Consider the following 20,073-nt stretch of genomic DNA (forward strand, 5'->3'; position numbering starts at 1 on the left):
ATGGAAGAAACAGATAAAAAGTCATGACGATCAGTCTAAGATTTAGATCCGATCATCATGACTTTTTCTAATTATATATGCCCATACCACTTATCAGACCTGCCCTTAACTGGTTCCTTACGAGGCATGCATATCCGTTTAAACGACTTCTTCGCATTCTACTCCTGCACAAGTTTATGGATCATCCCGCTCACCTGTGACGGGTTTGCTTTTCCTTTCATCTCCTTCATGACCTGTCCCATGAGGAATCCGATGACTTTGTCTTTTCCTTCTTTTAACTCGCCCACAGCTTTCGGGTTTGCGTCCAGGATCTTCTTCACGGTCTCCTCCAGAAGTCCGGAATCGCTCTCCATCTTTAGTCCATGTTTCTCAACATAAGTTGCCGGATCCACATCGGACTCAAACATGACGGCAAACACATCCTTTGCAGTCTGGTTGTTGATGACGCTCTTCTCAAGGAGTGCGATAAGGGATGCCAGATGCTCTGCTGTGAAGGTGATCTTCGATGCCTCTGATTCCTTCTCTTTTAACAAACGAAGGGTCTCTCCGGTCAGCCAGTTCGCCGCCTTCTTCGGTGCTGCCCCTGCCTTGATGGTGTTCTCGAAGAGTTCAGCTAACGCCTTATCTCCTGTGAGGATATCTGCATCGTAAGCGTTCAGCCCGTATTCAGTCTGGTATCTCCTGGATTTTGCTTTCTTTAACTCCGGCTGAGCTGCACGGATGGAAGCGATCCACGCGTCGGAGATATCGATCGGCGGAAGATCCGGGTCCGGGAAATAACGGTAGTCCTTCGCATCTTCCTTGGAACGCATCACATGGGAAGCTTCCTTGTTGTCATCCCAGCGGCGTGTCTCCTGGACAACAGCACGTCCATCCTCGAGAAGCTCTATCTGGCGCTCTCTTTCTCCCTCAATGGCATGGGCAATGGCCTTGAAGGAGTTTAAGTTCTTCATCTCAGTTCTCGTTCCAAGTACCGGGCTTCCAATCTCTCGGACAGAAAGGTTCACGTCGGCACGCATGGAACCTTCCTGGAGACGGCAGTCGGAAACGCCGAGGTACTGCATCGTGGACTGAAGATGCTCTAAGTACTGGATGACCTCGTCGGTGCTTCTCATATCCGGTTCGGATACGATCTCAATCAGTGGAACACCGCTTCGGTTGTAATCGACCAGGGAACTGTCGGTCCACTCGTCATGAACCAGCTTTCCGGCATCCTCCTCCATATGAATCTCATGAATGCCGATGCGTTTTGTTCCTGCTGATGTCTCAAGCTCCACATAACCGTCGTGGCAGATCGGAAGGTACAACTGGGAGATCTGGTAGTTCTGTGGGTTATCCGGGTAGAAGTAGTTCTTACGGTCGAACTTGCAGAACTGGTTGATCTGGCAGTTTAACGCAAGACCCGCACGAAGCGCGAACTCCACGACCTGCTTATTTAATATAGGAAGAGATCCCGGCATACCCGTACAGATCGGGCACACATGGGTGTTCGGTTCAGCGCCGAAATCTGTTTTGCATCCGCAGAAAATTTTAGTCTTTGTGGCTAACTCCACATGGACCTCAAGACCGATGACGGTTTCATACTGTTTCATTATAAGGTCTCCTTTCTGGCAAATGGAAGTGTCCATCCACCGCGGACATTCTCGATGGCGGATGCTGCGGCAAACAGGGTCTTTTCTCTGAAGCAGTCACCGAGAAGCTGGACACCGATCGGTAGTCCCTTTTCGTTCATGCTGCACGGAACGGTGAGCCCTGGAAGACCTGCAAGGTTTACGGCAACCGTATAAATATCGCTTAAATACATCTTCATCGGATCGCTTAAAGAAGTTCCGATCTTTGGAGCTGCCGTCGGGGCTGCCGGTCCTAAGATGATGTCATACTTTGCAAATGCTTCATCAAATGCTTTCTTGATCAGGGCGCGTACTTTTAACGCTTTCAGGTAATATGCGTCATAATATCCGGAGCTTAAAACGAAGGAACCGAGCATAATTCTTCTCTTGACCTCCGGTCCGAATCCCTCGGATCTGGAACGCTTGTACATGTCGTGGAGACCTTCGTATGCTTTCGCACGGTAGCCGTACTTGACACCGTCGAAACGCTCTAAGTTGGAGCTTGCCTCCGCAGCCGCGATCACGTAATATGCCGGAATCGTGTATTCCATAAGACCGAGGTCAAAGTATTCTACCTCTGCCCCGCACTCCTTTAAGTAGGCTGCACACTGCTCGACGGCTGCTCTGACATCATCGTCAAGTCCGTCCGACAGATACTCTTTCGGGATACCGATCTTCATGCCGCGTATGCCCTTTCCGATGGAGGAAGTGAAATCCGTGTCATTTCTCTCCATGGAGGTGCTGTCCCTCTCGTCATGGCTTGTGATGGTCTCAAGAAGGGCTGCACAGTCGGCTGCATTCTTGCCAATCGGTCCGATCTGGTCCAGGGAGGACGCGTAAGCCACAAGACCAAAACGGGAAACCGTTCCGTATGTCGGCTTGATTCCGGTAACGCCGCAGTAGGAGCTTGGCTGACGGATGGATCCGCCGGTGTCAGAGCCGAGAGCCGCGAAACACTCACCGGCTGCGACCGCCGCACAGGAACCGCCAGAGGAACCGCCCGGAACATGTTCTGTATCCCACGGGTTCTTTGTAACCGCGAATGCGGAAGTTTCGGTGGTACTTCCCATGGCGAACTCATCCATGTTTGTCTTTCCGAGGATCACCATGCCGGCATCTGTGATTCTTGTGACCGCCGTCGCATCGTAGAACGGGACAAAGTTTTCAAGGATCTTTGAAGCACATGTAGTCTTCATGCCTTTTGTGCAGATATTATCTTTCACTGCAATCGGGACACCTGCCAACGGGCCTGTGTATTTTCCGGAGCGGATTCCATCGTCCACTTCCTTTGCCCGTGCTAAGACCTTCTCCTCATCCACGGTGAGGTACGCGCGGATCTTCTGATCTTCCTTGGCAATCTGCGCCAGGGATGCCTTTGCGGCCTCCTCTGAGGTGATCTCGCCTGCTTTTATCTTCTTTGCCAGCTCTGTGGCGGAAAGTTCCAGTATTTTCATATCCGTCTCCTCCTAACCGATGGTCTTTGGAACAAGGAACTGTCCGTCCTTTTCCTTCGGCGCATTCTTCAATAGTTCTTCCTTCGGGGTACTCTCAAGAACAACGTCCTCGCGGAACACGTTCTTGATCGGGAAGATGTGGGTCAGCGGCTCCACATCGGAGGTATCTAATTGATTCAGCATATCAACATAATCAAGCATCTGCTGAAGATCCTGTCTTGATTTTTCTTTCTCCTCTTCTGTCAGGTGAAGCTTTGCCAGGATCTCGATCTCATCCATCGTCTTATCGGTGATCATCTCTGCCATAATCTTAAATCCTTTCTCTATATCATCACGGTTTTAATCTTGTCATGTCTCTTGGGAACAGGCACGCCTCGCGGACATTGTCCTCGCCGATCATCTTCATGGTCAGACGCTCAAGGCCGATCCCGAGACCACCGTGAGGCGGCATTCCGTATTTGAAGCAGTCAAGATAATCTTCCATCCCCTCGGTGTCCATGCCTTTCTCATCGATCTTCTTTAAGAGCATCTCGTAATCATGGATTCGCTGGCCGCCTGTGGTAATTTCAAGGCCACGGAATAAAAGGTCAAAGCTTAAGGTGAATTCCTTGTTCTCCGGATCGTCCATTGCGTAGAACGGACGTTTCTTTGACGGATAATGGGTAACGAAAACGAAATCTGCACCGTACTCAGATTTGAAGTACTCGCCGATCAGCGCCTCTTCCTCCGGCTCTAAGTCGTGCGGGCTTCTGATCTGCCTGTCATACTTTTCGGCGATCAGCCGTTTCGCTTCATCGAAGCGGACGAATGGGATTTTTTCCACGTTCGGAAGTTCGATCTTTAACAGGGTGACCTCCTTCGCGTAGTCTTTCTTCAGAAGTTCTACCACATACTGCAGCATCGCTGTCTCCATCTTGCAGATATCCATGAAGCTGTCGATGAATCCCATCTCGAAATCAAGGCTTGTGTACTCGTTTAAATGTCTCTTTGTGTTGTGCTTCTCTGCACGGAACACCGGGCCGGTCTCAAAGACTCTGTCGAACACGCCGACCATCATCTGTTTGTAGAACTGCGGGCTCTGTGCCAGGACTGCCGGTCTGTGGAAGTACTGGAGTTTAAAGAGGTTCGCGCCGCCCTCTGCGGATTTCGCACCGATCTTCGGGGTATGGATCTCGGTGAATCCCTGGCTTGTCATAAACTCGCGGAAGCCGCGGCAGATACCTTCCTGGATGCGGAATTTCGCGCGCTCACGGACGTTCCTCAATGCGATGGCACGGCGGTTTAAGTTTGCCTCCAGGGATGTGGGAAGTTTCCACTTGTCGATGGCAATTGGCATCGGCTCTTCCGGTTTTGAAAGGATCCTTGCATCGGCAAGATGGATCTCAATTCCGTGGGGTGCACGCTCTTCCTTGAAAACAGTTCCAGTCACGCGGACTGCCTGACCTTCACGGATCTCGGAGAGGACTTCCTTTTCGGATCCTGCCTGGATCACGGTCTGTAAGAGACCATCGCGGCTTCTTAAGATCACAAAGGAGATTTCTCCCATATCGCGGATGCTGTGTACCATGCCTTCAACAGTAACTTCGGTACCAACGGACTCTTCTCTTTCCAATTCTTCAAGAGTTTTTACTTTTCTGTCTTCTAATCCTGTTACAAACTCCATAATCTGTTCCTCCTAAATTTGTGGGGTAAAATTTGAGGTCTTTTAGCTTGAACAACAAAAATCCCGCCCCGGAGACTTTTGCTTTTAAAAGTTCTCCGGGACGGGATCTATATCACCCGCGGTACCACCCGCATTGCATTTCCATGCCACTCATGAGTCGCCGCTTTCGCTGTCGGACCATCATCCTAACGACTCGGCCGCGTAACGTGCGGCTTGCGTGCTGTCCTACCATCGTATCCGATCTTCGAGCAGCCGGCTCCGGAGCGTTCCCGCCTTTCTCGTTTCTTCCATGCTCTCAGCTGTCACACGGTTCTCTGTAAAGTCTTTCGAAAGGGAGTTTCCTTCAACGCCTTTGTTTGATATCTTTTTGATGTTTTATGTTTTATCAGAGATTTTTGATTCTGTCAAGTGCTTTTAAAGAATTTTCGTAAGTTCCGAATGCAGTGATCCGGAAATATCCCTCTCCGGACGGACCAAATCCTGCACCAGGAGTGCCCACGATACCGGCATTGTTTAACAGATAATCAAAGAAATCCCAGGACTTCATGTCGTTCGGAGTCTTTAACCAGATATACGGGGAGTTTACGCCGCCATATACGGTAAAACCTGCGTCCTTCAAGCCTGTGTAGATCGTCTTCGCGTTCTTCATGTAGCGCGCGATCTGCTCAGCGACCTGCACCTTTCCTTCCGGAGAGTACACAGCCTCACCTGCGCGTTGGATGATATACGGAGTTCCGTTGTACTTGGAACCCTGACGGCGCATCCACATAGCGTTTAAGCTTACATCACCGCTCTTTAAGTCCTTTGGAATTACAGCAAATCCGAGACGCATGCCGGTAAAGCCTGCTTTCTTGGAGAAGCTGCGCAGTTCGATCGCACATGTCTTAGCGCCCTCACATTCATAGATGGAGTGCGGGATGCCTGCCTCTGTGATATATGCCTCGTAAGCAGCGTCATAGATGATGACAGCGCCGTTCTTGTTCGCGAAATCCACCCATGCCTGGAGATCTGCCTTCTTGATCGCCTCACCGGTCGGGTTATTCGGGAAGCAGAGATAGATCAAGTCTACATGCTCCTTCGGAAACTCCGGAAGAAATCCGTTGTCAGCAGTACACGGCATATACACGATCTTGTCGAAACGACCTGTCTCACCGTTGTAAAGACCGCTGCGGCCTGCCATAACATTGGAATCCACGTATACCGGGTATACCGGGTCGCATACAGCGATAACGCTGTCTAAGGAGAATAATTCCTGGATATTTCCGCAGTCGCACTTTGCACCGTCGGATATGAAAATCTCGTCAGCAGAGATGTCGCATCCTTTCTCCTGAAAATCCTCTTTTGCAATAATATTTCTCAAAAAGTCATAGCCCTGCTCCGGAGCGTAGCCGTGGAAAGTCTCAGCATGTCCCATCTCATCGACAGCTTTGTGCATCGCTTCAATGATCGCAGGAGCGATCGGCTGTGTCACATCACCGATTCCGAGACGGATGATCTCCTTCTCCGGGTGCTCTGCCTGGAATGCGGATACTCTCTTTGCGATATTTGCGAAGAGATAGCTGCCCGGCAGCTTGGCAAAATTTTCATTGACTTTAAACATGTCTCAAATCCTCTCTTTCTGTAAATGCATGTGGGGTCTGGTTGCCAAATGCCTAGCCGGCTCTGCGTGCAGGCACGCTATCCGGTTAGTCGCTTTGCACCACTTTTATATGTAAATATACCACACATATGCAAAAACTGCAGTAAAAATCCGGCAAATACTTTAACTTTTTGTTACAGTTCAGCCATGCGCTGGTTTGAATGAGAAAGTGTGTTGCAAGCTTGCTTGCATAAGCACTTTTTCATCCAAATCAGCATATGGTGGAACCACCAAGCTTCTTGTTTTCATGAATATGAAAACAAGAAGCTATAATGACTGAACTGTAACAATTTTTTTTGCAATAACCAGGTAAAGTGCCGGATGATTACCGACTTGCAGGTCCAGCTTGGCTCTCCGCACACGGCGGGGATAAACATTAATCTTCATGGATCAGCATGGTGACCATATGGGCGCTCTCCGTCATGGTTCTTCCTGTGTCCATGCTGGTCTTCTGGAGATAGCGGTGCGCTTCCGGCTCGGAAAGATGATTTCTCTTCATGAGAAGCTTCTTTGCACGTCTGAGTACGCCCTGCTCCTCCGCACTTTCAACAAAGCCTGCGAAAAGCGGATGTGCATGGTTCGGTCTTGATTTTAATTCTGGATGAGCCTGAATTCCCACATAAAACGGGTGATCCGGGAGCTCGATCATCTCAACGATATGACCGTCCGGGGACTGACCGGAGATCATCATGCCATGGGATGTAAAATCATCGCGGTAATGGTTGTTGATCTCAAAGCGGTGTCTGTGACGCTCATTGATCAATTCTGTTCCATAAAGGGCATATGCCTTGGACTTTTTGTCGAGAACACACGGATAGGAACCAAGACGTAAGGTTCCGCCAAGGTTCTCAATGCCGTTCTGATCCGGCATCAGATCAACCACCGGATGTGTTGTATCCGGATTCAGCTCGGAGCTGTTTGCATCCTCATATCCCAGAACATTTCTCGCAAATGCGACCATGGCCATCTGCATGCCGAGGCAGATTCCGAGGAATGGGATCTTGTTCTCTCTCGCATAGTTGGCTGCCAGGATCATTCCCTCGGTTCCTCTGGAACCAAAACCGCCCGGAATAATGATTCCGTCCACACCGGCAAAGGTGTCATCGAGGATCTCCGGAGTTAAGAACTCGGAATCCACCCACTTGATGGATACCTTTGTGCGGTTTGCGATGCCTCCGTGCTTTAATGCCTCCATAACGCTGAGGTATGCGTCATGAAGCTGGATATATTTTCCTACCAGGGCGATGGTCACTTCGCTCGTCGGATTCTTTAACGCGTCCACCATCTGTTTCCAATCGCCGAGCTGCGGCTCCGGGCACGGAATGTTCAGGCACTCACATACGACCTGGGCCAGGCGCTCTTTTTCCATTGCAAGTGGAGCTTCGTATAAATATTCAACATCCAGGTTCTGGAGCACATGATCCTCCGGGACGTTGCAGAATAATGCGATCTTGCTCTCAATGCCATCCTCAAGCGGAACCTCAGTACGGCATACGATCACATCCGGGAAGATTCCCATTCCCTGAAGGGCTTTAACACTCTGCTGGGTCGGTTTTGTCTTTAATTCGCCGGATGCCTTTAAATATGGAACAAGCGTTACATGGATCAGAACTGAGTTCTGGTATCCGATCTCGTGGCGGAACTGACGGATCGCCTCTAAGAACGGCTGGCTCTCGATATCGCCGACGGTACCGCCGACCTCAATGATCGCGATGCGGTCCTCATCCGGGGATTTCGCGCGGTAAAATCTTGCTTTGATCTCGTTTGTGATGTGTGGGATCACCTGTACGGTACCTCCGCCGAAGTCTCCGTGACGCTCTTTTTGAAGAACGGTCCAGTAGATCTTTCCGGTGGTTACGTTGGAGTTCTTATCAAGGCTCTCATCAATGAAGCGTTCATAATGTCCAAGGTCCAGGTCGGTCTCTGTTCCATCGTCTGTGACGAACACTTCTCCATGCTGGATCGGATTCATGGTACCCGGATCAATATTGATATAAGGATCGAACTTCTGCATCGTTACCTGATAACCTCTTGCCTTTAAGAGACGTCCAAGGGATGCGGCGGTAATACCTTTGCCGAGTCCGGAGACAACGCCTCCCGTGACGAATACGTATTTAACTGCCATACCTTACCTCCAAATTTATATTACTGTTAATGTGGGGAAACTGTAGTTTCATATAATGCTGAAAGCCAGCTGCTCCGTGGCTTCGGCACTCCCGCAGCTACCGCCAGCATTCGTAATCCGGGCTATCGCCCTGCTTACCATACCGGCTTGGTCGTCAAATGCCTATTCTTCACTGCATGCAGGCACGCAGAATGTCTAACCGCTTGACAACGCTTTCAAGTAAAAAAAGGTGACAGAAGTACTAAGACTCTGACACCTTTGTCTAATTCATTCCATCACTATGAAACTTATTTTTACGCAGGATTAATTGCTCATAGGTATTGACTGCGCTAAAAAAATATGGAACTACTATATTCCATTTTTTCAAATTTGTAAAGTAGTTTTTTCGCAGTTTGTTAAAGTTTTTTCATCCAATTCCTTCCATACGGGATCCGCAGCCTGAAAAGACGATTCTTATGTCCTGACATAGAATTGTTTAAAACTGTTTTGACTCCTTGAAACGGCAGAACAACTGTAAGACCATCCGAAACAGAAAAATGTTTAATAATAGGAACGCTGTCTGTGATCAAAAAAAGATTCAAAAAAATGTGTTGACAAATCCTGAAAAACGAGTATATTATACCACCATAAGAGCAAGGGCGCTTGGGTGCATGAAACATACACCCCGGTGCCCTTCTCGCATTTTACGGATCTTCCCCATACCCCCCTATACTTAAATATCGATCCGTAAAGTGACTACTGTCTGTTCCCCACCCCGGAACAGGCAGCAAATCAAGTATAATTTCCCGCATATGGGAGCAAAGAAGTTCCCCAGCGGAGTTGAAAGGAGAAACATCTATGAGCAAAAGCATTCCTGAACTGTATGGAAGTCTTGTATTCAACGACTCCGAAATGAAAGCACGTCTCCCGAAGGATATCTACAAAGCACTTGCAAAGACCATCAACAGCGGTTCCCATCTGGAACTGGATGTCGCAAACTCTGTAGCTGTTGCCATGAAAGAATGGGCTCTGGAGCATGGCGCTACCCATTTCACCCACTGGTTCCAGCCGATGACAGGCATCACCGCTGAGAAGCATGACAGTTTTCTCTCTCCGACCGGTGTCGGCGAAGCAATCATGGAATTTTCCGGAAAAGAACTCGTAAAAGGTGAGCCGGACGCGTCCAGCTTCCCGTCAGGCGGTTTACGCGCTACCTTCGAAGCCCGCGGCTATACCGCATGGGATCCTACCTCTTTCGCATTCATCAAGGGACATACGCTCTGTATCCCAACTGCCTTTTGTTCTTACAGCGGCGAGGCACTCGATAAAAAGACTCCGCTGCTCCGCTCCATGGAAGCTGTCAGCAAAGAAGCTACCCACTTACTCCACATTTTAGGAAAAACAGATGTCAAACGCGTCAACACTACGGTAGGCGCTGAGCAGGAATATTTCCTGGTAGACAAAGAGTGCTACCGTTTAAGAAAAGACCTGATCTTCTGCAGACGTACCTTATTCGGCGCTCCGGCTCCGAAGGGACAGGAAATGGATGACCACTACTTTGGTTCCATCAAGCCGAGAGTGGAAGCCTTCATGGAAGAATTAAACGAAGAACTCTGGAAGCTTGGAATCCCGGCAAAGACAGAACACAACGAGGTTGCTCCTGCACAGCATGAGCTTGCTCCTGTCTTTGAAAGCGTCAATGTTGCTGTTGACCACAACCAGCTTGTGATGGAATTGATGAAGAAGGTTGCTGACCGCCATGACCTTGCGTGCCTGCTCCATGAGAAACCGTTCGAGGGCATCAACGGAAGCGGAAAACACAACAACTGGGCACTCTCCACGGATACCGGCGAAAACCTTCTGAATCCGGGAAAGACACCGGCAGAAAACACACAGTTCTTACTGTTCTTAGCAGCCGTTGTGGAAGCTGTTGATGATTATGCGGATCTTTTAAGAATCTCTGTTGCAACAGCCGGAAACGATCACCGTCTCGGAGCAAACGAGGCACCGCCTGCCGTCGTTTCCATGTTTTTAGGTGAAGAGCTGGAAGCTGTTGCCGATTCCATTAAATCCGAAACATATTTTGAAGGAAAGGGTGCCGTTCAGATGTCCATCGGCCCGAAGGTTCTCCCGCACTTCACAAAAGATAACACAGACCGTAACCGTACATCACCGTTCGCCTTCACAGGAAATAAGTTTGAGTTCCGTATGCCGGGCTCCTCTCTCTCCCTGTCAGGTCCGAACGTGATCTTAAATACAGCAGTTGCAGAGTCTCTCGCAGGCTTCTGCAAGGTCTTAGATGGGCTTACCGGCTCAGAGCTTGATTTGGCGATCCACAAGCTTTTAAAGGATACCTTCACAGACCATGCAAGGATCATTTTCAACGGCAACGGCTATACCGATGAGTGGTTAGCGGAAGCCAAGAAACGCGGACTCCCGAACCTGAAATCGACGCCGGAAGCTCTTCCGCATTTAATTGCCGAAAAGAACATCGAGCTTTTCACAAAGCATCATGTATTGACAAAAGAAGAACTCTTCTCCCGTTACGAGATCCTTCTTGAGGATTACGCAAAAACGATCCATATCGAGGCTAAGACTATGGAGGAAATGGTACAGAAAGACTTTCTTCCGTCTCTGTTCTCCTATGTAAATGATCTCGCATGCACAGGCAGCACCAAGAAAGAGCTTGTTCCTGGCATTACAACAAAGGCGGAAGAAAAGCTGATCACAAAGCTCTCCGGACTCGCAGATACGATCTCTGATGAGCTTGATACCTTAAAGGATATGATCGGTACCGCGGAAGGCATGGATGACTACTTAAAGGCTGGTACTTACTACCATGACACGATCCTTGCCGAGATGGAAACGATCCGTCTGGCTGTCAACGATGCGGAAGTCCTGATCCCGGAGGATTATCTCCCGTATCCGACATACGATGCATTGCTCTTCTACATTTAATTGTTTTGCTCATAGGGAAGACCGCCGGTTACCAGAGAAATCTGGACCGGCGGTCTTTTCGTATCATATTTTACTATGCGCCATTTGCATTTAAAATTGCTGCAATCATTTTCAGCGTCACGTTCTTATCCACTCTGGCATTGCTTTATGAAAGTTTAACTTTCTTGAACTCTTCCATGAAATCAACAATATAGTTTGCTGTGGTCTCGAGCATTTCCTTGCCCCACTCTTCTGTAGCGGTACTCGGATGATCCGGTCCAATCCATCCGTTGTCTGTAACATGCGGAGTTTTGCGGGGAATCTCAACGGTAACTCCCTTATACTCAACAGAACGAAAACCAGTTGTCTTCAGATTATCAGACAGGTGCTTAAACTGGAGTTCACCACCTATCTCACTCTTGTCAACTAAAGACGGATCAATTCCAAGAATCGCAGCTGTTTCCTCACCGCCGCCGTGACCGCCTTTCCATGCTGGGTTCATATCCCATGCCATCAGCCACCAGTTAAGCATAGCAACCAGGCAGCCTTTATCCTCGAATTCCATGCCAAGGCGCTGAATCATCTTGATGTTACCGCCATGTCCGTTCAGAAAAACGAATTTTCTTGCGCCGTGACGATACAGACTCAGGAAAACCTGACGGCAAAACTGATAGAGTACCTCGCTGTCAATATCAATTGAACCAGGATACGGAGCTAAACCTGGGCTGGAACCATATGGAATGGTCGGAGCAATCAAAACATCACTCTTCTTCTCGATTTTCTCCAACAAATGATTTGGAATCAGTGTATCGGTTCCAAGCGGCATGTGACGACCGTGACACTCAATACTGCCGATAGATATAAGTACCATATCATTTTTTTCAAAATATTCCTGTGCTTTCGGCCAAGTCAAATTTTCAAGTCTCATAGTTTCTTTCCTTTCACATAATAATTATTATCTGCTGAAAAATCGGACGATCCGAAAACCAGACAGCCCGACATTCATCAATTACTGTGTTGCCGTTAATTACTGTGCAACCTTAACCTTATCCAAGCTGTAGTAACCATTTGCGTCCATAATGAATCCTTCAACATTTTTATTGATATCTTTCCATTGACATCCCAATTTCGTAATGTCTGAACAGATACGCCTATAATTTTTGAAAATTTATGTATAGAATAATATTTACTCAGAGTATTAACTCCTTTTAATAGTACTCTACCCTATATCCTATAAAACTCAACATCTATCTATATGATTTATCTCAGTCGAGAAGACTCTCACCTCTTCAGGTGGCGAGTAATAACAAATTAGTCTCAGTGGGAGTTAGTCTCCGACTGAGATAAACGCTCCACGAGGATGTACAGTGATTCTGTAAAGAATATGTCAGCTTACGCTGAGCAGAATCACGCACCAAGTCTCACGGACGTTTGACTTAAAATTTAACTGTTAATAACCTCCTGTGCCTCTTTAGCATTGAATTTTTATCTGACAATTTAAAAGTTTCGTACCATTCTTGCTAAAATAAGTATAGTCTATGCCAATAGGATTGTCAATAATTTTAGCTTTCTCTTAACAATAAAAAAAGATATTCATTATTTCGTTAATTTTTTGTATTATTTTTTATTATGACAGCATTTTCAGAAGTTTTCATGACTGCCTAACACACTCTTTTTATGCTTTGGCAATCATATTATAAAACAATAATTATTAATGATATTATTGTGTTCCTTTTGTGTAATAGGAAATTTATTATTGCACAAAATAAAGCTTTCGTTTTTATTAACAATCTATTATAATTATAATGAGTTTTTAGCTAACGGACAAAAACATCCGTGTAACCTTTTTCTACTGGTAAGGAGGAAATGAAACATGCGAAAAATTGGTGGTATGTTCCACTACGAACCCAACACACCTATCGAAAACGGATACTTTTCGCGTATCTGCTCACCTGGTGATGATCTGGCATTTACCATGTCCGGACGATGCGGTATCTATTATTGTTTACAAGATATTGCACGGTACGATACGCGTAAAGTCGCGTATGTGCCTATGTATACCTGTGGAACGGTCCTTGCTCCTTTTAAGAAAGCCGGATATCAGCTGAAATTTTATGAGCTGGACCAGAATTTGCATAGCATTTTTGACACAGCGGTTATCGATGAAATCAGTGTTTTATCTCTTTGCGGTTACTATGGCTTCTGCAACTATGATCACAGCTTTGTTAAAGCCTGCAAAGAAAAAGGAGTTGTTATTTTTGAAGATGTAACTCATTCCATGCTTTCAGCTGACGGTATCGATCCTCTCTGTGATTATTTTGCCGGAAGCTTCCGAAAATGGATGGGGGTTGCCTGCGGTGGATTTGCTGTTAAACGAAACGGAACCTTTGAAACACCTCTTCTGCCAGTAGAATTAACACATCTCAAGCAACGCAAAGAATCCATCGAGACAGAAAACAGAGATATTTTCTGGGAGGGAGAACTTCGACTTCGTCAGATGTTTGATAGCTTTGCCAGTGATGATAATTCAGAATATCTCCTACGCCATGCTGACTTCGATTCCATTTGCAGGACAAGGCGTGAAAACTATGCTGCACTTTTAAAAGCCCTTGCAGCACCGCTTCGCGGTGTGCAGATAGTCTTTTCCGAACTTCCGGAGGCTGCTGTTCCAAGCCATTTCTGCCTGTATGCTGAAAAACGCAGCGAATTACAGCAATACCTGACAGATCACCAGATTCTCTCGACTGTCTACTGGCCAATGGGACCGCTGGTTCATCCACTACCGGAATCATCAGTACAATACATTTATGACCACATTATATCCCTTCCCTGCGATCAGCGCTTCTCACCTTCTGATATGCAGTATGTCGCGCAGATCTTAATGGATTATTCTGAAAATTTCACGAGATAAATATGCAGGAACAACGAAAAGCTTCAAATGCAAAAAACCAGATACCGCGGTATCTGGCTTCTTGCTGTAGACGAAAAAATCCCCCGGGGGAAAACCACCGGAGGATCTCATAATTCTTAATTAGTCTTCAACTTTAACGATTTCACGCTTGTTGTAGCTGCCGCATGCCTTGCATACTCTATGAGGCATCATTAAAGCACCGCACTTGCTGCACTTTACTAAGTTCATAGCGGACATTTTCCAGTTCGCTCTGCGGCTGTCTCTTCTCGCTTTGGAAGATTTATTCTTAGGACAGATAGACATGGTTACACCTCCTTAAACTGTTTGAAAATATCCTGGATGGCTGCCATCCGCGGGTCAGGAACCCATGTATCACAGCCGCAATCTCCCTTGTTGAGATTTGCTCCACATCTACTGCAGATTCCCTTGCAATTATCCTTGCAAAGGACCTTCATAGGCAGGTACAATGATAACTCATTGCAAACCAGCATATCGGCATCCAGATTATAACCAGATAAATAAGATTGTTCATCCAAGTCCTTCACTCTGTCCTCATCGGAAGCATTCATATCGATCTCCTGGTCAAACTCAATATCTGTGGTGTAATTCACCAGTTCCAGACATCTTGAACAGGGAATCGCAAGAGTCACGGAAGTATTTCCCGTAAGACTCAGCTTTCTGTTTCCAAGGTTTTTTACAGTGATCTTTACCGGGTTCGCAGAAACCACCGGATACTCAACTCGGGAGCCCTTGTAAGCTTTCGCTTCAAACGGTACTTCCCAGGTTTTCTCTTTGCCTTCCAGAGTAAAAACTTCAGATAAATTAATCAGCATATTATGTTTCTCCTAATACGCACTAAGATATTATATATGAACAGGAACAATTTGTCAACAATTTTTCTAATAAAATATTAAATTTTAAAAGCTCTATTTTTCATGCATTTCTGCGCTCAAACCATATTCTTGTGACAAATTCTTAACCGCGCCAGAGCGCGCATCAAGAGCACCAGGAACGAAATACTTTCGTACCTGTAAGAAACCCCAGCGTATGCCATGAGGGCTTCAAAGCCGTCCTGAAGACGTTAAAACCTCCAGACAGCACAGAAGCCAACCCGCACATCTCCTGCTCTCACAGGGTTCCGAACGGGTCAGCGTCATTGCGAATCGATCAAACCGTATGCTGATTCAGATGAGAAAGCACTTATGCAAGCAGGCTTGCAGCCCATCTTTTCATCGAGACCGGCGCACGGCTGAACTGTACCCTGAATTATTTTACAAGAGCTAAAGTCTCTCTTGCAATCGCAAGCTCCTCGTTTGTCGGGATAACCATAACCTTAACTTTGGAATCCGGTGTGGAGATTACGATATCTTTCCCTCTTACGCTGTTAGCCTCGTCGTCGATCTTGATGCCAAGGTAGGATAAATGCTCGCAAACAGCTTTTCTCATGGACTTGCCGTTCTCACCAAGACCTGCTGTGAATGCGATCACATCTACGCCGTCCATAGCTGCTGTGTAAGCACCGATGTACTTAACAACGCGGTAGTTGTAAGCTGCAAGAGCTTTCGCTGCGCGGTCGTTGCCAGCCTCAGCTGCTTCCTCAATGTCACGGAAGTCGCTGGATACACCGGAAAGGCCAAGAACACCGGACTTCTTGTTCAGAACGTTCATAACGCCTGCGATGTCGAGGTTCTCTTTCTTAGCGATGAACTCCATGATAGCCGGATCCATATCACCGGAACGTGTTCCCATGATAAGTCCCTCAAGCGGAGTAAGACCCATGCTTGTATCTACAGATTTGCCGTTCTTTACAGCGGAAAGGCTTGCACCGTTACCAAGATGGCAAACGATGATCTTTAAATCCTCGTACGGTTTTCCGGCAACCTCAGCAGCTCTCTTGGATACAAAGCTGTGGGATGTTCCGTGGAAGCCGTATCTTCTTACTTTGTACTTCTCATAGTACTCGTACGGAAGACCGTAAAGGTAAGCCTCCTCCGGCATTGTCTGATGGAAAGCAGTATCGAATACAGCTACCATCGGTACGTTCGGCATAAGCTCCTGACAAGCGCGGATACCGATCAGGTTTGCCGGGTTGTGAAGCGGTGCAAGGTCGTTGCACTCTTCGATCGCTTTCATAGCCTCATCTGTGATTACTGTGGAAGAAGTAAACTTCTCACCGCCGTGTACGACACGGTGACCAACAGCGCCAACCTCTGCAAGACTTGCGATAACGCCACTCTTCTTGTTTGTAAGAGCGTCTAATACCATCTGGATAGCCTGTGTGTGTGTCGGCATCGGGGAAACAGTGACTTCCTTCTCTCCGCCTGCTGGCTGGTATGTGATCTGGCTTCCTTCGATACCGATTCTCTCGCAAAGACCCTTTGCAAGAACTGCCTCTGTGTCAGAGTTGATTAACTGGTACTTTAAGGAAGAGCTTCCGCAGTTGATAACTAAAATATTCATGACAGATAAAACTCCTTGTTTAAAATAAGTTTAAAAAGGGAACGCCGTCTCCTCATATCGATTATGCGCCGTTCCCTTATGTTGTTGAGCAATTATAGATTAAGCCATCTGAGCCTGTACAGCTGTGAGGGCTACTACACCAACGATATCCTCAGCGGAGCATCCACGGGAAAGATCGTTGACCGGTCTTGCGATACCCTGAAGCATCGGACCATAAGCTTCTGCTTTTGCAAGTCTCTGAACCAGCTTGTAACCAATGTTACCACAGTCAAGGTTCGGGAAGATCAGTACATTAGCATGTCCGGCAACTTCGCTTCCTTTTGCTTTTGCCTTTGCTACGGACGGAACGATTGCAGCATCAAGCTGTAACTCGCCGTCAAGATCAAGCTGCGGGTACTTCTCGTTTGCGATCTTTGTAGCCTCTACAACCTTGTCTACGAGTGCGTGTTTCGCACTGCCCTTTGTGGAGTGGGAAAGCATAGCCACGATCGGCTTTTCTCCAACAAGTGCGCGGAAGCTCTTAGCGGAGCTGTCAGCGATTGCAGCGAGCTCTGCAGATGTCGGATCCTGGTTTAATCCGCAGTCAGCGAAGAGGAATGTGCCGTTTGCGCCAAATTCGCAGTTCGGAACGTCCATGATGAAGAAACCGGATACAAGCTCTGTTCCCGGAGCTGTCTTTAAGATCTGAAGAGCCGGTCTCAATGTATCAGCTGTTGCGTGGCAAGCACCTGCAACAAGTCCGTCAGCGTCTTTTTCTTTTACCATCATAACGCCGTATGTGATGTAGTCTGTCTTTAAGATCTCCTGTGCTTTCTCGAGAGTCATGCCCTTTTTCTCTCTTAATTTGAACAGTGTCTCTGCATAATGGTCGAATTTCGGATCTGTATCCGGATCTACGACTTTAAGACCTGTAAGGTCCACTTCCAGCCAGTGAGCACCATCCATGATCTTCTCCTCTTTTCCGATCATGATCAGGTCAGCTGTCTTCTCCTTTAATACCTGTGCTGCTGCGATAAGAGTTCTCTTATCGTTGCTCTCTGGCAGGATGATGGTCATTACATCCTGTTTCGCCTTTTCCTTCATAAGATCAATAAATGCCATGATGATTGACTCCTTCCTCAATATAGGTTTTCATACGTATTTTTATTATATCGCAGCTAAATACTGGATACAAGACTATATTCCCCAATTTTTTGCACTTTTTTCAATACCTCTCGTTAAATTAAAAACAATAATAAAAATATAAGAGCTTCGGCAAGCAAAGACTGCCAAAGCTCTTACAATTTCATAGGATCTGTTATCGCCGATCCCTTCCGTCTGGAATATAGAAGAACACTTTTTCCCCATCTATTTTCTGTTATCAGATCTTTTCATACCGCTCAACATCCACAACGAAGATCGTTGCTCCTCCCACATCGACAGACATCGGCATGGTTGCACAATGAACCATAGAGGAACCGGATACATATGGCATATTGATGGTGATCTTCTGGTGATGACCGCATTCCTTCTTAATAATATCGATAGCCTCGTCGACACGTTCCGGCTCAGTAACGATCATCAGAGTTGTATTACCTTTTTTCAGGAATCCACCGGTAGTAGAAAGACGTGTCACACTGAAGTTGTGTTTTGTAAGAGAAGTTGTAACATCGTCCTCATTGTCATAACGGATAATTGCGTAAATCAGTTTCATATAGCATCCATCCTTTCTGCGTCTTATTTCCAAAGATTGCGGTGACCGCCGCAAAGATGTAAAATATAGTCTTAAAAACATATGCGTAAAAATCTGACATCTGTTCAGTTGTGAAATCGTCAGAACTTTCACACATTGTTTAAACGCAGTATATCACATTTTTCCTTTGATAACAATAAATATTGCATTAAGTTTTTGTTTCGTCTATATTATTAAATAATGATTTGTATTTTCGGCACGGTATGACACTGCCTTACTCGCAGCAATAAATCAATTTCACTCTGCCAAAAGAACTGAAAATCTGAAAGAACTGCAAATTTATTTTTGACCACTGATCGACTTTATTTAAGGAGTTTACACCATGAAAACAGCCGCTATCATCGCAGAATATAATCCGTTCCACAATGGCCATAAATATCAGATTGAAGAGACAAAACGCCAGACAGGCGCCAATTTCATTGTCGTTGTCATGAGCGGTGATTTTGTACAGCGGGGGATTCCGGCAATGTACAGCAAAACCTTCCGTACCCGCTCTGCCCTTCTCTCAGGGGCTGATCTCGTGATCGAGATGCCGATCTTTGGAACCTTAAGCGCTGCCCAAGATTTTGCCCGCTGCGGCGTCTCTCTGTTTCACCATATGGGAATGATCGATGTCCTTTCCTTTGGCAGTGAATCCGGCAATATCGAAGAATTGTGGCAACTGGCTAATCATTCCGCATTGGAAACGAACGAACAGTCCGCCCTGATCCGCGAAGGTCTTCGAAGTGGTCTCACATACCCGCAGGCTCTGACTCTCGCAAAGAAAGAGACTGTGCCAGCTTCTCCAAATGACATTCTCGCAGTTGAATATCTGAAAGCATTAAAAGAATTCTCTTCCGATATTAGTCCTTGGACTCTGAAACGCTCAGACCCAGGCTACCATTCTGAGGATCGGAACGGCTCCTTCGCTTCCGCAACAGCTATCCGAAAAGCGGTTTTTTCGAAGGATTTGGAATTTCTCGCTGCTGTTCTACCGGATTCGCATTTTGAATGCATGAAAGAAGAATCTGAGGTTCCGCTGTTCCCAAATGATTTTTCTCTCCTCCTGAATCAGAAAATTTTAACTTCCGATCTGGAGAAACTTCAGAATATTTTCGGAATGCCGGGAGATCTTGCGGCAAAGCTCTATAAAAACCGATTAGAATTCTTTCGGACGGATACTCTGACTGCTCTCAGGAAAGACCGACAGTATACTTATGCCAGAGTCAGCCGTGCACTCATGAATCTCATGCTTGATATTAGCGTCGAAGACCAGTGTATGTTTGCAGATTTATTCCGTGCTCCATGGATCCGGATCCTGGGATTCAAAAGATCTTCCTCACTGCTTCTTTCAGAATTAAAAAGGCACTGTGATATCCCGGTTATTGCAAAAACTGCTGACGCAAAAAATATCCTCTCCTCTTCCGCGTATGAACTTTTTAAGAAAAATCTAACTGCGTCTGAACTCACCAGGATGGTGCGGGAACTAAAATCCGGGAAATCGCAGAAAAACGAATTTACACAGGCACCTGTCATGATTCCATAAATATATATTTTCGTTGGGAGCCACTTTCCGTTGGCTCC

At 46.7% G+C, this 20,073-nt stretch carries 15 protein-coding genes; 3 read left to right on the plus strand and 12 right to left on the minus strand.

The window, feature by feature from the left end; genetic code table 11:
- Positions 1-158: 158 nt before the first annotated feature.
- From gatB to pyrG, 6 genes are all read right to left on the minus strand, one after another.
- Positions 159-1,592 carry an Asp-tRNA(Asn)/Glu-tRNA(Gln) amidotransferase subunit GatB gene (gene gatB, locus ABCW45_RS00170; protein WP_343219931.1) on the minus strand — a complete coding sequence of 478 codons (1,434 nt, stop codon included), beginning with the start codon at positions 1,590-1,592 and terminating at the stop codon, positions 159-161.
- Positions 1,592-3,064: an Asp-tRNA(Asn)/Glu-tRNA(Gln) amidotransferase subunit GatA gene (gene gatA / locus ABCW45_RS00175; RefSeq protein ID WP_343219932.1), complete on the minus strand. Its 1,473-nt coding sequence runs from the start codon at positions 3,062-3,064 to the stop codon at positions 1,592-1,594. The genes gatB and gatA overlap by 1 nt, the downstream gene beginning before the upstream one ends.
- Before the next feature lie 12 nt (positions 3,065-3,076).
- Entirely contained in the window at positions 3,077-3,370 is a 294-nt protein-coding gene (gene gatC, locus ABCW45_RS00180) for an Asp-tRNA(Asn)/Glu-tRNA(Gln) amidotransferase subunit GatC (protein WP_021905050.1), read from the minus strand.
- Between the two features lie 25 nt (positions 3,371-3,395).
- Positions 3,396-4,727 carry an aspartate--tRNA(Asn) ligase gene (aspS, locus tag ABCW45_RS00185; RefSeq protein ID WP_343219933.1) on the minus strand — a complete coding sequence of 444 codons (1,332 nt, stop codon included), beginning with the start codon at positions 4,725-4,727 and terminating at the stop codon, positions 3,396-3,398.
- 385 nt (positions 4,728-5,112) lie between these two features.
- Positions 5,113-6,327 (minus strand): LL-diaminopimelate aminotransferase, encoded by a 1,215-nt coding sequence (locus tag ABCW45_RS00190; protein ID WP_343219934.1) that lies wholly within the window; start codon positions 6,325-6,327, stop codon positions 5,113-5,115.
- Between the two features lie 415 nt (positions 6,328-6,742).
- Positions 6,743-8,491, minus strand: a complete 1,749-nt coding sequence (pyrG, locus tag ABCW45_RS00195) for a CTP synthase (protein ID WP_117470284.1) — start codon at positions 8,489-8,491, stop codon at positions 6,743-6,745.
- A gap of 837 nt (positions 8,492-9,328) precedes the next feature.
- On the opposite strand from pyrG, the gene ABCW45_RS00200 reads away from it, so the two are divergent.
- The gene (locus tag ABCW45_RS00200) at positions 9,329-11,428 is read left to right on the plus strand and encodes a glutamine synthetase III family protein (RefSeq protein ID WP_343219935.1); all 2,100 of its coding nucleotides are present in this window, start codon (positions 9,329-9,331) and stop codon (positions 11,426-11,428) included.
- A 145-nt stretch (positions 11,429-11,573) separates the two neighbouring features.
- Here the strand turns inward: ABCW45_RS00200 and ABCW45_RS00205 are convergent, their stop codons facing one another.
- A complete protein-coding gene (locus tag ABCW45_RS00205; RefSeq protein ID WP_117470286.1) occupies positions 11,574-12,335 on the minus strand; it encodes a creatininase family protein in 762 nt (253 codons plus the stop codon).
- A 945-nt stretch (positions 12,336-13,280) separates the two neighbouring features.
- Between ABCW45_RS00205 and ABCW45_RS00210 the strand changes: the two genes are divergently transcribed.
- Positions 13,281-14,318, plus strand: a complete 1,038-nt coding sequence (locus ABCW45_RS00210; protein ID WP_118598106.1) for a PLP-dependent aminotransferase family protein — start codon at positions 13,281-13,283, stop codon at positions 14,316-14,318.
- A gap of 120 nt (positions 14,319-14,438) precedes the next feature.
- Here the strand turns inward: ABCW45_RS00210 and rpmF are convergent, their stop codons facing one another.
- From rpmF to ABCW45_RS00235, 5 genes are all read right to left on the minus strand, one after another.
- A complete protein-coding gene (gene rpmF, locus ABCW45_RS00215; RefSeq protein ID WP_015554505.1) occupies positions 14,439-14,621 on the minus strand; it encodes a 50S ribosomal protein L32 in 183 nt (60 codons plus the stop codon).
- Positions 14,622-14,623: 2 nt separating this feature from the next.
- The gene (locus ABCW45_RS00220) at positions 14,624-15,151 is read right to left on the minus strand and encodes a YceD family protein (protein WP_343219936.1); all 528 of its coding nucleotides are present in this window, start codon (positions 15,149-15,151) and stop codon (positions 14,624-14,626) included.
- 433 nt (positions 15,152-15,584) lie between these two features.
- On the minus strand, positions 15,585-16,778 hold the full coding sequence (locus ABCW45_RS00225; protein WP_015554503.1) for an acetate kinase: 1,194 nt from the start codon (positions 16,776-16,778) through the stop codon (positions 15,585-15,587).
- Between the two features lie 99 nt (positions 16,779-16,877).
- Positions 16,878-17,879: a phosphate acetyltransferase gene (gene pta, locus ABCW45_RS00230; RefSeq protein WP_015554502.1), complete on the minus strand. Its 1,002-nt coding sequence runs from the start codon at positions 17,877-17,879 to the stop codon at positions 16,878-16,880.
- Positions 17,880-18,138: 259 nt separating this feature from the next.
- The gene (locus tag ABCW45_RS00235) at positions 18,139-18,471 is read right to left on the minus strand and encodes a cyclic-di-AMP receptor (protein WP_117504344.1); all 333 of its coding nucleotides are present in this window, start codon (positions 18,469-18,471) and stop codon (positions 18,139-18,141) included.
- Positions 18,472-18,832: 361 nt separating this feature from the next.
- Between ABCW45_RS00235 and ABCW45_RS00240 the strand changes: the two genes are divergently transcribed.
- Positions 18,833-20,035, plus strand: coding sequence for a tRNA(Met) cytidine acetate ligase (locus tag ABCW45_RS00240; protein WP_117504346.1), 1,203 nt, complete (start codon positions 18,833-18,835; stop codon positions 20,033-20,035).
- The last annotated feature ends 38 nt before the right edge of the window (positions 20,036-20,073 follow it).

Source organism: Pilosibacter fragilis (genome assembly GCF_032490495.1).
GTDB classification, from domain to species: domain Bacteria; phylum Bacillota; class Clostridia; order Lachnospirales; family Lachnospiraceae; genus Pilosibacter; species Pilosibacter fragilis.